Annotated in this window: 13 protein-coding genes; 1 reads left to right on the top strand and 12 read right to left on the bottom strand. The window is 28.7% G+C overall.

Features of this window, described 5'->3' with window-relative positions:
• Window positions 1-342: 342 nt before the first annotated feature.
• Window positions 343-1,764 (bottom strand): IS4 family transposase, encoded by a 1,422-nt coding sequence (locus tag ACRC03_RS08100; RefSeq protein WP_438652057.1) that lies wholly within the window; start codon window positions 1,762-1,764, stop codon window positions 343-345.
• Window positions 1,765-1,929: 165 nt separating this feature from the next.
• Between ACRC03_RS08100 and ACRC03_RS08105 the strand changes: the two genes are divergently transcribed.
• Entirely contained in the window at window positions 1,930-2,127 is a 198-nt protein-coding gene (locus ACRC03_RS08105; protein ID WP_438652058.1) for a hypothetical protein, read from the top strand.
• A gap of 24 nt (window positions 2,128-2,151) precedes the next feature.
• Here the strand turns inward: ACRC03_RS08105 and ACRC03_RS08110 are convergent, their stop codons facing one another.
• The 11 genes from ACRC03_RS08110 to ACRC03_RS08160 form a co-directional block, all read right to left on the bottom strand.
• Complete coding sequence (locus tag ACRC03_RS08110; RefSeq protein ID WP_438652059.1) at window positions 2,152-3,150, bottom strand: glycosyltransferase; 999 nt, start codon at window positions 3,148-3,150, stop codon at window positions 2,152-2,154.
• 2 nt (window positions 3,151-3,152) lie between these two features.
• Complete coding sequence (locus ACRC03_RS08115; RefSeq protein WP_438652060.1) at window positions 3,153-5,105, bottom strand: glycosyltransferase family 2 protein; 1,953 nt, start codon at window positions 5,103-5,105, stop codon at window positions 3,153-3,155.
• Between the two features lie 22 nt (window positions 5,106-5,127).
• The gene (locus tag ACRC03_RS08120; protein ID WP_438652061.1) at window positions 5,128-6,612 is read right to left on the bottom strand and encodes a glycosyltransferase; all 1,485 of its coding nucleotides are present in this window, start codon (window positions 6,610-6,612) and stop codon (window positions 5,128-5,130) included.
• A 100-nt stretch (window positions 6,613-6,712) separates the two neighbouring features.
• Window positions 6,713-7,918, bottom strand: coding sequence for an SPOCS domain-containing protein (locus ACRC03_RS08125; protein ID WP_438652062.1), 1,206 nt, complete (start codon window positions 7,916-7,918; stop codon window positions 6,713-6,715).
• Between the two features lie 31 nt (window positions 7,919-7,949).
• Window positions 7,950-8,441, bottom strand: coding sequence for a hypothetical protein (locus tag ACRC03_RS08130; protein ID WP_438652063.1), 492 nt, complete (start codon window positions 8,439-8,441; stop codon window positions 7,950-7,952).
• Window positions 8,442-8,453: 12 nt separating this feature from the next.
• Window positions 8,454-8,927 carry a DUF3794 domain-containing protein gene (locus tag ACRC03_RS08135; RefSeq protein WP_438652064.1) on the bottom strand — a complete coding sequence of 158 codons (474 nt, stop codon included), beginning with the start codon at window positions 8,925-8,927 and terminating at the stop codon, window positions 8,454-8,456.
• Between the two features lie 26 nt (window positions 8,928-8,953).
• Window positions 8,954-9,292, bottom strand: a complete 339-nt coding sequence (locus ACRC03_RS08140; protein WP_438652065.1) for a hypothetical protein — start codon at window positions 9,290-9,292, stop codon at window positions 8,954-8,956.
• 54 nt (window positions 9,293-9,346) lie between these two features.
• Window positions 9,347-9,856 (bottom strand): hypothetical protein, encoded by a 510-nt coding sequence (locus ACRC03_RS08145; protein ID WP_438652066.1) that lies wholly within the window; start codon window positions 9,854-9,856, stop codon window positions 9,347-9,349.
• Window positions 9,857-9,864: 8 nt separating this feature from the next.
• Complete coding sequence (locus ACRC03_RS08150; protein ID WP_438652067.1) at window positions 9,865-10,347, bottom strand: hypothetical protein; 483 nt, start codon at window positions 10,345-10,347, stop codon at window positions 9,865-9,867.
• A gap of 266 nt (window positions 10,348-10,613) precedes the next feature.
• Window positions 10,614-11,918, bottom strand: a complete 1,305-nt coding sequence (locus ACRC03_RS08155; RefSeq protein WP_438652068.1) for an IS701 family transposase — start codon at window positions 11,916-11,918, stop codon at window positions 10,614-10,616.
• Between the two features lie 146 nt (window positions 11,919-12,064).
• Window positions 12,065-14,266 (bottom strand): hypothetical protein, encoded by a 2,202-nt coding sequence (locus tag ACRC03_RS08160; RefSeq protein ID WP_438652069.1) that lies wholly within the window; start codon window positions 14,264-14,266, stop codon window positions 12,065-12,067.
• Between the last annotated feature and the right edge of the window lie 434 nt (window positions 14,267-14,700).

A 14,700-nucleotide genomic window follows, 5' to 3' on the forward strand; every position in this document is an offset into this window, starting at 1 on the left:
GAAAAGGCTACTGGAGAATATCCAGTAGTCCAATCCTATCAAAAACATTAACTAATAAATATCTAGAAAATCTAGGATATATGAGCATATCCAAAAGATATTCAAAAGTGCATGGAACTTAATGAACCGCCGTGTACCGGACGGTACGCACGGTGGTGTCATAGCCGTCAACCTAATATATATCAAAATATATTATTAGGTTGACGTTTTATTTACGTTGAAGTTTAAAAAGAAATGAAAGATTATTTTTTCATAAATCATATCAATTGTATTTTTAAGTACACTACCAAAAACTTAAGAATTTTATACTTAAATTTAAGTGGATTTGATATTAGATTTTTATTAAATTGCAATTCTTTCTATCTTATCAGCCTTTAAATTAATGATTTCTAGGATATCAAAAACTGTTTTTTTATGATTTTTCCTTTCTTTTATGCTAAATCTCTTAAAATTGAGTATTATTCTTCTTAAAATCCGTATGATACAGAGTTCACTTTTAAAGATTTCATGTGCAAGTTTAGGTAAATACTGAGCGAGAGCTCCAAAAGATTTTAGTTCACTAATTTCTTTATCATCTTCTTCCTTAATAACATTTTTAGCTGTAAAAACTATTGAAGAAGATAGCGATAATACGATTAATCTTCCATATAAAAAGCATTTAAATCTCTCCATTTTAACTTTTTTTACTTGGTTAATTTTAAATATAGATTTCCAAACTTTAAACATTATTTCTATTTGCCATCTTAAACTATATAAATCATGAACCTGTGTAGGTTCAAGTAATTCAGCATCTATATTAGTTATATAAGCGTTAATGATACTAAAATTTAATCTATTTTCCTTTATCCCCTCACGACTTTTTCGAGTACTTTTTTTGTATGTATTTTCTCTTTTTATCTTGTTTTCTTCAGTTAATTTTGTTACAATTAATCTGTTTTTTAGTTCCTTTTTGGAACCTATGTAGATATCTTTGAGTTCGATTGTTTCGCCTTGTGCCAAAGGCTTTGTTAACTCTAAGATATCTATTTTTATGTATTCACTAGATTTCTTTATAGCTCCAGATTTAGACCTTTCAGGATTCGGATTTTTTCTATATAATGATGTATTATTTTTTATATTAGAGATAAATGAAGACCCACATTTATCAAGCATTTTTAAGTATTCAATCTTAAAGTAGCCTAAGTCGGCTAGTTTCAAATCTTTTAGACCTTTATCATTTTTCATAATATTTAAGTAATCAGCATCATTTGTTGTTCCAGAAAATATATCTAATCTCATAAATGTACCCGATAAAAGTTCATATTGTAATTGTATTTTTATTGCAGCTGAAGAGTTTGAACCACCTGTACCTGGAAACTCTTCCTTGAATCCCTCAGGTAATTCAAATCCAGTTGAATCATTTATTATTACTCTATTAAAATGTAGCATTAAAGTATTTTTCAAATCTTGCAAAATTACATTTTGACTGTACATCATTTGATTAAAAATCCTTTGCATGAACGCGACAGAGCACTCATTAAATCGCTTATCTATGGCTTGTTTAGAGACTTGTATTCCAAATAGAGCATCATACTTAGATGCTAGTTGCGATAAGGAAGCACTACATATATCTTCCCCATGAAAAATATTAAAAACAAGAAAATCCTTTGCTGTTATATTACTTTCTCTTTGAATGAATTTTGTATCTTTGCCTATTTTATTTATTTCATCAATATTAAATATGTACTTTATATTTTTAATTAAATGTTTGATTCTTTCGTGCATAAAGTGAAGTCCTACTTTCTAGTTATGATTTTAAATTATATCATAATTAGAAAATAGGACTTCTTAAGTTGACGGCTATGACGGTGGTGTGAGAGGACGCTAAATAAAATAATTATTTAGCTCCTACTCGATTGTATGATATATAAAAGAGAGGGTGATAAATTTGTGAAAAGGTATTTAAAAATATTCATAATTATTTTGACGTTATGTATATGTACAGTATCTATATTCGGAGAGGGTGATGGGAATATAGATTCAGGAGGAAGTGGAGGAACAGGAGGAGGTACTTCTCAAAATAAATGGAGTTATGGGGATTATGCTGTAATTATTAAAAAGGCAATAGATAATTATCATTTTATATAAGGTTACCTATTGCCTTTGGGCTATTTATAAAGAATTGTTTTCTGTCTTACCTTCTAACTCTAAAAGTAATGAATTTATATCATTATTACTTTCAAAATTAAATTTTGGATAACCATAATCAAATTTTGAATATTCAATATAATTCAACAAGCAATCTCGAGCATCTTTAAACATACCTAAATCATAAAAACATGCAGTCATTATAAAGTATAAATCTTTGTAAGTAGGATAACTTTTAAGGAATACATTACCATGTGATATGGCTTCTTTATATCTGCCAAGACCATGCAATGCCTTAGTTACATACATAGGAATATAAACCTTGTATCCGTTATCATCTTCAGACTCATTAGCCTTCAAATAACATTCAATAGCTTTTTCTAAGTTATTTATTCTTAAATTTTCATTGGCTAAATTGTAATAGAAAAATCCATCTTTTTCACTTTCATCATAACTATCAAATATAGCTAAATTTCTTTTGATTTTAGCGGGTATGTCAGCATAATTCTCATCATACCCATAATGATAGAATCTTATATCAGTAACAATAACGTTATCTTTACCGCTAAAATTTTCAATAGCAGGATTAATTTGTTCATGAATCTTACCTACAAATCTATACTCTTTTCTATTTTTAAAAATTCTTAAAGATGGTAACGTTAAATTTTTTCTACCATCTATAATATTACTAAGTGATAAACAGTAACCCTCAAATTTATCACTTTTAAGAATTTCTTTTAGTCTATATCCATCTTCATAATCAAGTTGTTCATCACAATCTAAATATAATATCCAGTCTTTGGTTGCATTATCCAGTGCTTTATTTCTTGCGCCTGCAAAATCATTATTAAACTCATGATAAACTATCTTTGCTCCAAAACTTTTAGCAATCATGATTGTATTATCAGTACTTCCAGTGTCAACTACTACTATCTCCTCTGCTATATGCTCTACACTCGCTAGACATCTAGAGATATTGTTTTCTTCGTTTTTAGCTATAATACAAACACTTAAAGTATTCATACTTATTCCCTCTCATTCCATTTTGATAAAGTTACTTGCTTATCTAATATAGATTGATATTGAGGCAGAGAACCATATATACCATTTGGATCTAATTCCATATATCTATTATATTTTTGTATTCTATCTTCTTCTTTTGCCCATCCATAATGCTTAAGCCTTAAATTAGATAATTGACAATTTAATTCAGTAACATTTGCAGGCATTCTACCACAATGTTGAGCTGTTTCTTGGAATTTATAATTGAAATTTCGTTGATATCTTATCATAAATGGTCTATAAGTATAATGTGCGCTCCAAAGCTTATCATCTCTAAAATGATCTTCATCCCAGAAATCATAAAGTCTAAATAAATAGCCATCAGCATCCATATTTTTTACTATTTCTCTGACTTCATCTTTAAATTTATTTTCAAATATTTCATCGGCATCTAAGAAAACAATCCAATCAGGATTTGTGCTTATAGTTTCAAACCATTGTTGTTTTCTTACATCTATTTCATTTTTAAACTTAGATTCTTTATTTTCAACTAATTTTAAAGGTATACCTTTTAGCACTTCTCTACACATAGCCACCGTATTATCAGTACTTCCATCATCAATTATTACAGCCTCATCTATATATTCCCTAGCAGATTCTAATACCTTTCTTAGATATCTTCCTTCTTCATTTTTTACCAACATAGATAAGGTTATTTTTGGTGTTTCTCTAACTTTTCTAACAAGTGGTATAAAATCAAGAAGTACACCATTTTCTATATTAAACTCATCTATTAAAAACTCTCCATTTGGATGTAATGAAAGCACACACTTTGCTTGATACTCTTCATAATAAGTAATAAAGTTTTTATATCCATTAACCACTAATTTTAAACTAGCAATAACTTTAGTGTTTTCATTATAAAAAGTCATGGTACATTGAGATACATTAGTTTTATTAATTATTTTATTGGATAAAACCTTTTTTCTCTCTTTAGAACGTGAATTAGCATGCCTAGAGCCCTCTTTAAAAGTAAAGTACTTCATAAAATTATTAGATAATTCTTCAAGGAAAGAGTACGTACCTACAGAATTTACTCCTTCTACTATTAAATCTAATAACTTAGAACCTAATATCTCAGTGTCACGCTTAGAAAAACTTTTCTTATAATCTTCTACACCTAAAAGATCTTTACTTCTATATATATGATATGCTGGATAATGAGTATCAACATATAACTCTAAACCTAATGCAACTGCCCTTACGCAGAAATGTCTATCTTCTCCCCAAAATGATATATTATATACTTCATTAAAACTTATATCTTTTGAAAGAGCATTTTTACTTATTAATGTACAAGCGCCAAGACCTCCAACTTTATAAACTCCAGGTTTTCTTAGTTGTTCAATAAATTCTTTTGTTTGTCTTTCAACTTCTCCAGTCGTTATAGTTTGATTTGATTTTGCATTATATAAAGTATATGCATCCTTTAACCAAACTTGAGGAAGTTCCATAACACCTGGATTCCATTGTGTCCAAAAGATATTTGATATAATATCTTTATTATTGCTTACTAATTGCTTTAATGTTTTAGGGTGAAGTACTATATCAGAATCTATAAGAAATAAATAGTCATATTCTTTTTCTCTTGCAAAACTAATCATTTTATTTTTAAATCTAGTTACTTTCTTAACTAGGTCTTCACTCCATCTATGAGTAAAATCATCACAAATATATTCTAAATCTTCATCTGAAGATATAATATAAACATTGTCTTGACTTTCTTTGAATTCGTTTAAAAGTGTAGAGGAATCTTTATCTGAATTATCATCCACAAAATAATAATCAACTTCAAAATCATCTTGATTTAACTCAATAAGAGAAATTAAAAATTCTTTCAAAATTTCATTAGACTGATGAATAGGACTTCCAACTAAAATCCTTTTCAAGTTTTTTTCTTCTTTTAAATTTGTCATAAAAAATTACCACCCCCGAGTATTATATTTTGTGTATATATATAGGTAAATCATCTATTTTTTTAGAATTTATAAAGTTTATAAATTCATTAAAGTTGTTGAGTTTTTTGTTATTTTTAAATAACCTTAATTCATTTGTAGTTGACCCTGTAATTTGATTAATAGTTAATAAATTGAATAACTCACGAGATGTGTTGTTTAGCATTCTTATTAACTCTTTTTGAGTGTCAAATGAGCAAAGTTCTTTTGGATTTATCAAAAGAATATATTTGCCTCTACAGTTTTTAATACCCATCATAAAGTTTTTATCTTTATCATCAGAGGATACTTCAATAACTCGGGCACCTACATTTTTGACTCTAGTACTGTTGAAATTAGAATTTTTAGGTGTAATTATTATTACTTCATAAGCTATTTCATTAAGACTTTTTACAGTATCAAAAAGTGTTTCTTCATGCTCATTTGCTATAATTAAAGCACTTATTAATTTTTCATCATGATCTATACTAGCCTGGCTTAACTGACCTAGTAATTCGTCAATATTATAATTTTTATCAAAATTATTAGAGGGATATTCATAGTGACCAGGTTGACAATTTAAGTAGTTTAAAAGAGATTCTTTGGCTTTAGAGAATTTAGCACATTCTATATATGCTAAACATTCCATAAAGTATATATCTTTGAAATCTCTACTAGTTTCTATACATTTTTTTATAGATTTAATTTCATCATTGAATCTTCCAGAAACAGATAAAACCTTTGCAATATTTAATACTAAATATGGATAATAAATAGGTCTGAAAAGTTTTAGATTTGTTTTATCAAGTGCTTGTTGATATATTTCTAATGATTTATCGTTCTCACTAATTCGGGCATATTCATTTCCAAGAGAATAATAAAAATATCCATCTCTCTCATTATCTGGATAACTATTTAAAAGATCTATATTTCTTTTTTGTTTTTGTATTGGATCTGAAACCTCTGGATCATATCCATAATGAAGTATTCTAACAGACGTAGAACCAATACAATTCATACCAGCTAGTTCTTGCATAGAATTTATTATCTGTTCATGCATTTTTCCTCTAAATCGATATTCTGGTTTATTTTTAAAGACTCTAAGTACAATAGCATCACCTATATCTACACCAGCAATAATATTTACTAATCGTAGATAAAATCCTTCAAATCTAGTTTCATTTTGTAAAATTTGTTTTAAAGCTAAACCGTCTTCATCTGTAACTTCTTCATCTGCATCTAAAAATAAAATCCAATTTTTAGTTGCTTTATCTATAGAGGCATTTCTAGCATCACTAAAATCATTTATCCACTCACGAAAATACACCTGGGCACCAAGAGTTTTAGCAATATCTACAGTGTTATCAGTACTACCAGTATCTACAACAATTATTTCATCAGCTAAATTTTGTATACTTTTTAAGCATCTTTCAATGTTCTTTTCTTCATTTTTAGTTATAATACATACACTTAGAGAATTTTCTATCATATTACTCCCCCTAAATTTTGTCTTCACTATCAATTTATTCATAAGTGCATTATATAGTTCAACTTTTTTATCGAGGGATTTAATAGGTAGGTATTAGTTGCTAAAAGTTCATAACTTTAGCAACTAATAAAATTGTTGTATTAGTAAAGAAGTATCTTTCGTTGACCAAACTATGATAGATGTCCTCTGCTTCGCCATTGACATCTATACGTCTTCCAGGTTCAAAATCATAAGGCAAAATTATAAAACTACTAAAAGGCTTATTTACATACATAGAATAAACTTGTTGGTCATGCTGAGTCGATGTATACTGAATAACTTGACTTAGCACACCTTGTATGACAAGTTTGTAACCACTAAGATGCTGACCTTCGCTAGATACAGCTACTGGAGTTTGGATTATGTGAGAACTTTTTATTGAAACTTTAGCCTTTATATCATTAATTTGATCTATATTAGGTTTACTAGGTTCTATATTTATATATTCCCCAATATTAATTTGTTTAAAGTTAGATATAGCAATAGATATAGCACAAGATACTTCATTGCTAACTCCAAACCCACCATATCCATTCAAAAGAGTATAGGTATATTTTGCATATGATTTGTTTATTATTTTGCCATTCGATCCACTACCAACAACTAATCCTGTGTATGTGATAGTTGTGGAGCACCCTTTTTTTAGCGAACCAACATTAACGCCTAGTTTTAAGTTCACACTGTGTATAATTTGAGAATTAATATTAAAACTTCCATCAATAACTTTAATACTATTTGGAATCTTATCAAAAATAACGACATTATCTAAATCAAGATCACCATCATTTACAAGCTTTATAGTATAAGTAACAGTATCATTTAAAGAAAGATTTTCTTTATCAGCTAATTTAATAATGTCAATATTAACTCTTTTTACATATATACACATAGCATTACTCATAAGTACTCTTCGTATAGTAGGCTTATCAAGATTAGGTCTATAAGTATACTCCACTGTAGATGCGTTGATAATCATATCATTCTTTTTATTTATAATTTGTGCATCAAAATTTATTCTTATATTTTGAGTTGGTTCTAATTTATTAATAGAGACTCCACTTATTATATTTGCATCTGGTTTTGGTGCTAAATTTATTCTAATACTGCCTTCTATAAATTTAAGCTCTGGACTTAGTAAATCAGTAATTACAATATCTTCAATTTTTAGACAATCATCATTTGTCAAAAGTAGCTCGTAGGTAATTATATCACCCACTACTGCCTCATTTGATGAAGATGATTTAATAAATTTTAAATCATGGCTCACAAGGACACCCTCCCTTTTATCACTATGTGTATTAACAGAATTTCACATCAACAAAGATTAATATACAGTTGTATATATTTCTTTCATCTAGTATTTTATAATAAACGTCTTCAATATATGGTGTTATAGAAACTCTTTTAACACGCAATAAATCACAAGTTTTCTTTCCTGAAAATTTTTCAGGAAGCATTACAACAATACTTTTTAAAGTTTCAAAGTAATTGGCATGAACCGAGTGCTCAGGTTCATTTTCAACGTAAGTTAATTTTTGCCTTAGTTTAAGCTCAACTACTAATTTTTGACCACTTAGTAATATTCCTTCATTAGAAACTCCTTGAGTTGCTTCAATTAAATTTGCATCAACTATCTCTGGCCAAACTAAAAAATCTAATATGCTTTCGATGTCAGGCTTAAAAGATGGTATAGATATTATTTCACATATAGTTCCTTCTTTAAAATATTTAGGATTTTGCGGATAAATAGATTGTATAGATGTATCGAGCTTGTAACTATCATAATTCATAGAATCCCTCCGTTAACATATATCAGCTATCAAAAGTAGTGTTACATTATTATAAATACATCTTGGGTCTATTTTTTCAGAGAATATATCCTCAATTGATATATTTGGAAATAATATAGACGATGTGTTAAAATTCTTTGGCAATACTACATGCCCACAAAATGGGAATTTAGTATGCGCAGTATGAATAGATTGAGCACAGCCACATGCAACATATTCAATCTTTAAATCCAGACTCCCTGCTATTAAAAGTTTAAACCCTGTTGATTCTTGACCTTCAAAAGAGATGCCTATAGGTGTTTTTATAACTTCATAGTGTTCTATATCTCCTTTAACCCAAACCCTAACTATTTGCTCTATATCTGGCTTTTGAGATGGAATGCAAAATTGATAGTCTGTATTCATTTGTGTAAAGTGTTCCAAATTTCCATAAGAGCAAGATTCGATACCATTGTACTCTATCAAATTCCTGATAAGTTTTCCCATAAAATCCTCCTACATTGAAATATGATTTATATATCATCAACAACAACTCTATATTTAAGGCCTTTATCTAGTTCATCTATCTCAAATTGATAGATACCCATACAATCAGACTTAGTTGTTTTAACAACTTTATATTCTATTTTATTGTTTATATATTCTGGTTTTAAAAGGGTTACAATTACACCTTGTATAGATATATTGTCACAATCTTTAACCTGCCCCCAGAGTTTTAAGAATTTTTTTTGTTCGACTATCAAATCAACTCTGACATCAGAAACAGAACTTTTAAACTCTAAATTATCAGTACTTCCTTGAATATAGCCACAGATATCTTCGTAGATTGTTGAATAAATATTATTATTCATACACATACCTCCTAACTATCAATAATAAAAGAAATTATAAATTATATATCAAACTTATTGATATATTTTATATCTGTTTTTTAAATTTGCAGATATAAAAAGAAGAACCCTAGTGTAGATACTATTTTCATCTTTTTCTTTAGCATAAATATCTGCTATATATGAAGTGATATTAATTTTGTTATGTCTGAGTAAGTCTTCTATAGGAGTATTATCTAAATATTTTGGCATAGACATATAAAATACTTTAGTTACTTCCTCATTCATAGTATAAATATATTGCTGTGTAGTATTTTTAGTATACTTTAATCTAAAATATAAATTAACTTCTACGAAAACTCTTCTATTTAAATAATTTTTTGAGTTACTTAATCCTCTATCAGGAGCATCTAATACTTTTGAAGAAACTATGGATGTATCTACAGAGAGAGATACAATCTTATGTATAGAAGGACTTTCTGCTGGTTTATATAACGTGTTGCATACTAATTCCTCTTGGAAATATTCTAAATAATCGGGAAATTCATCATCTATACCGATCACTTCAACACCATCTATTACCATAAAATCACCTACTCGCAATTTTCAGAAATGAAAATTAAATTAACATTTATTAGTGCTGATTTTTTATCTAGGATATCTGCATGAATATCTTCAATAAAGACAGTGTTGATAATCTTAGATTTATATGTAGACTTTTCGCTTAAGGTAACTCCACAATTAAATGGAATTTTGATCTTTGTAGTACATAATGCCGTATTTGTAGTATTTGAACAATAATCCAATCTTACATCAAGAAAACCGTTTGATAAAAGTTTCCATCCTGTTAAATATTGACCATCTAGAGATTTTCCTCTAGGAGTTTTTACTATACGACTATTAGATATATTACTTTTAAGTTCAACTTTTACAAGATCAGACAAATCAGGCGTTGATTTATCTATATATATAATTTCATTAATATTAACTTGTGTGAAGGCTTTTATATTATCAGGAATATAACTACTAATACCGCTATATTCTATCTTTTCCTTTACAACTTGCCTCAAGTACACTACCCCCTTTATTACATTTATAATAAAGTATATTTCTATAATCAGTTATTTATTATAAATGTTGCAAAATCATGCTTAATTTATTTGAAATAAAGGATAAAACTTAAATTAAAATTTAAGTTCAATAATAAAGATGGTTAGTTGATATTAAGCTACAAGGGATTTATAAAATAAGGAACTAGATTAAACCTGTACTTAAAGAGTTAATCCAGTTCCTTTTGTAATATAATAAGTTTAACTTTTCATACACCACTTTACAAGAAAATCTAGCTCATCAAATCTTCTATGTCTTTGAATTGACATAGGTATGGTATGTGAGTTAGATTTTTCTTGATTTGGTCTATTTTCAACAAGTTGCTAAAAAATAATTCCTCTCTAATGGCTTCGCCAATTACATGCTTAACTTCTTGAGGACTACAAAATTTATAATCTTCAAAAGCTTTACTAATAAAGGGTAGTATTATCATCGCTGAATAGGCTACCCCTATAAGATTTATATATTTTTCAATAGATACTTTACTTCTAACCATGTATGATCCAAACGACCAAAATAGTTTTTGTTGATAAAACATAACCTCAATACTCCATCTCAATTTATAAATATCATATAGATTTTGTTTTTCTTCTTCCTCTTCACATTTTTCTTCACGTTTAGGTTTAGACTTTAAATCTTCAATGCTTATAGTGCTTAAATATAATCTTACAGACGAAAAATCATTTATATTAGTTGTAGTAACTGTTATAATAACAGGATTAGGTCTTAAGTTTGTAAGGCATTTAATTGTAGCAACGAAGAAACCATCTACTTTTTTAAAATTAAAATCTCTATAATCTAATCTTTCTCCTTTTATTCTAGGTCTTCCACGTTTGCCCGTAGGGTCAGGTTTTAAACCAAATAAAGCAGTATCATTGCGCAAAGCACCTATTATTTTAAGATTATCATAGATATCTAAAACTTCTAACAGTGGTTTTTTAGTAAACCAACTATCACATAATATTACCACTTGAACATCTGATAATTCAGGCATTACAATCTCTATCAAATTTCTAGCTAACTGTAATTTAGTACTTGTTTTATCATATAACTTATATCCAAGAGGTATTGTAATATACTCAATTTCATCACCTTTGAATAATGGGATACGCATTGCAATAGAGACAATACAATGTCCGTTCATATATGAACTTCCTGTATGCTTTGCGTGATCAAATAACTTATATCTATTCTCAAACGTTTCTCCAAATTTAGGCTGAAGTGTGTCATCTATTAGTAAATAGATAGATGTTTTTTCTATCTCATCTTTAGATATTAAGGATACTCCTATTTTAGCTGTAATTCTAATCATATTATTAATAGAGTGACTCTTATCATTCAGAAAATAGTAGAAACTATTAAGAGATTTATTCCAATGTTTAGAGATAAATTTTTCATATATAAATTTTATAGATTGAACTTTTTGCATAGTAATTATAGATAAAATTATAAGTGTGAATAAAAGATAAAAAATACTTCTATATAAAAATAAATATTCTTTCATAGTTTTTAAAGTTGATTTACTGTTAATAATCATAATATAACTGAGCTCCTTATTTGTTATTTTTAGTTTGGTCACTAATGATTATTAACAAATTAATGCTCAGTTATATTATTTTTTTGTTTAAATATTTTTAATTACTTGTAAAGTGGTGTTTTCATATTAAATTAAATTAAATTGTATTATTTAGTTTCTACTGATTGAACTTCACATAGAGAAAGTATAGATATATCTCCATTTGGTAAAGAAACAACCATTATTCCTCCACCTAAAGTTACTATAGTTCCTGTGATAGGTTCTACAACAGGAGCAAAGACACTTATAGTAGAAGTACTTGCAGATTGCATTGCAGTTGTAAATTGAGGAGTTACAGTTACACCATTAACTGCAGACACAGATGTGTTAGTTAATGTTACTGATTGAACAGCCTTTCCAGATATAATATTGGAAATTTGAGCTATTGTTGTGGAAGTAACTATACCAACAGTGTTAACAGTTTGAGGTATTGTAGTAATAGAATCAACTACAGTAACACTAGTAGGAGTTCCAGATACTACATTTATGCTACTAGAAGTAACAACACCAATAGTATTAACAGTTTGAGGTATTGTAGTAATAGAATCAACTACAGTAACGCTAGTAGGAGTTCCAGATACTACATTTATGCTACTAGAAGTAACAACACCAACAGTGTTAACAGTTTGAGGTATTGTAGCAATAGAATCAACTACAGTAACACTAGTAGGAGTTCCAGATACTACATTGATACTACTAGAAGTAACAGTATTAAGGTAATTATCAGGTATTGTAGAAGGAAGGACACCTGTTACAGCATTTGCAGTTGATAATGTTAAACTAGTTACAACTGTTGTTGTTGTAGGAGTTCCTAAACCAGTTAATACATGGTTAGTAATAACTGGAGCACCTGTAACATCTAGTAAATTAGCAGCTGCACCTAAAGTGTGTATAGTGAATGGAACTATTGATATAGGATTATTATTTCGATCGACAATTGTCACTCCTCCTGCAAATAATCCACCTGCAACTACTCCAACTCCAGTTATAATAAATCCTTGTAGTTGTTGAGTAGCAACTATTGTTGCAGCACTTAAACCAGAAATAACACCATCAACAACTGTAGGATTTGTATAATCACTCTTAATTGGAACAGATACAGCGGTAATTGAATTTACAAATGAGTTAGATGCAGAGCCTATACCAGTTACGATACCTGCAGATGGTGTATTTCTGCCAACTGAAGTAACAACAGTAGTAGGAGTTACAATAATAGGAGCAGCAGCTGAAGCCGTTGTTCCAGTAACATTAGCTAAAAGATCAGCTGGTATAGTAGCAACAGAATTAACAACAGTAGTAGGGGTTACGGTAATAGGAGCAGCAGCAGTAGCTGTTGTATTAGTAACATCAGCTAAAAGATCAGCTGGTATAGTAGCAACAGAATTAACAACAGTAGTAGAAGTTACAGTAATAGGAGCAGCAGCAGTAGCTGTTGTATTAGTAACATTAGCTAAAAGATCAGCGGGTATAGTAGCAACAGAGGTAACTACTTTTGTAGGTATAGTAGCAACAGAGTTAACAACTGTTGTATTAACTACATTTGGAGTTACATTATTTAATACAGGTATTGTAGTAGCAACTGTTATAATACCTGCAACTACAGTTGTGCTAACTATAGTTGTTACAGCTGAAACAGACTGTACGTGTTGCAAAGACCCTTCGTAACTTATAGAATCTATATTGGCTTTATTTTCATTTAAATATTCTTGTATTCCGGGAGTACAACAACAGTCTGTAGTATCGCACTTAGAGTTATTGTAACAAGAAGAACAAGGATTTTTATTTCCTCTCATTGGATAACGATACTTTAGATCGTCATCATCTATTGCCATTGCTAATTCTGAGCAATAAGTTGTTATAGAAACTAAGCTTGATAACAACGCAGCATCAAAACCAGTTCCTGCAACCTGGCTACTTTGAATATCTATTTTAGCGATATTACATAATGAGATTGCTGTTTTACCGTATGTTATTATATCTTCTCCTATAATAACTGGTTCAGCAGTTGATGCAGACATAAATATCGGGTACATTAATCCTGTTGTAGTTGTAAGAGTTATATTTATGCTAAATCCAGGAATATTCATTTCTGCAACTGTAGATTGTATAGCTAATAAAGCTTTTCTTATACTATTTGTACAGCAACAATCTTTTATAGGTTTTGGTATTGGATTTGGTGTTGGCTTAGGTTTTGGATTACAGCCACAATTGCAACTAATACATCCATTACAACCGCAGCCAAGGCTATGATAGCCAGAGGTATCTCCAATATAAGCATTGGTATATTGGTTATATTTTGAAGTTTTCATATTTAACACTCCTTATGTTGTATAAAATAACATATTAAATACATTCATTTTATTTATTGACAAGGCTAGAAATATTGCCTTAATACCATAATATTAATTTGCGTATATAAATGACACTAAGTAATAGGAATAAAATTTAAATATTATTTATGCAAGCTAATTTAAAATATAACTAGTTCATATTAGGTACAATAGATTAGATTATTAAAAATCGACAAAAAAGTAGATTTAGAAACTATTTTGGCAATTTGTACATATAATATAAGAATTACTATTACAGATAGAATTTTTTATAAGGGGTAGCATCCATAGCCGTCAACCTAAGAAGTCCTATTTTTCAGTTATGATATAATTTTTAATCATAATAGAAAGTAGGACTTAAATTTATGCATAAAAGAATTAAACATTTAATTAAGAATATGAAAGATGTATTT

It is taken from the genome of Romboutsia sp., assembly GCF_051659545.1.
Classification (GTDB): domain Bacteria; phylum Bacillota; class Clostridia; order Peptostreptococcales; family Peptostreptococcaceae; genus JBOFOR01.

Coding starts and splice junctions, on each gene's coding strand:
- ACRC03_RS08110 (WP_438652059.1), bottom strand. CDS start 3,150: ATGAATACTTTAAGTGTTTGTATTATAGCTAAAAACGAAGAAAACAAT.
- ACRC03_RS08160 (WP_438652069.1), bottom strand. CDS start 14,266: ATGAAAACTTCAAAATATAACCAATATACCAATGCTTATATTGGAGAT.
- ACRC03_RS08135 (WP_438652064.1), bottom strand. CDS start 8,927: ATGGGAAAACTTATCAGGAATTTGATAGAGTACAATGGTATCGAATCT.
- ACRC03_RS08130 (WP_438652063.1), bottom strand. CDS start 8,441: ATGAATTATGATAGTTACAAGCTCGATACATCTATACAATCTATTTAT.
- ACRC03_RS08120 (WP_438652061.1), bottom strand. CDS start 6,612: ATGATAGAAAATTCTCTAAGTGTATGTATTATAACTAAAAATGAAGAA.
- ACRC03_RS08100 (WP_438652057.1), bottom strand. CDS start 1,764: ATGCACGAAAGAATCAAACATTTAATTAAAAATATAAAGTACATATTT.
- ACRC03_RS08155 (WP_438652068.1), bottom strand. CDS start 11,918: ATGATTATTAACAGTAAATCAACTTTAAAAACTATGAAAGAATATTTA.
- ACRC03_RS08145 (WP_438652066.1), bottom strand. CDS start 9,856: ATGGTAATAGATGGTGTTGAAGTGATCGGTATAGATGATGAATTTCCC.
- ACRC03_RS08140 (WP_438652065.1), bottom strand. CDS start 9,292: ATGAATAATAATATTTATTCAACAATCTACGAAGATATCTGTGGCTAT.
- ACRC03_RS08115 (WP_438652060.1), bottom strand. CDS start 5,105: ATGACAAATTTAAAAGAAGAAAAAAACTTGAAAAGGATTTTAGTTGGA.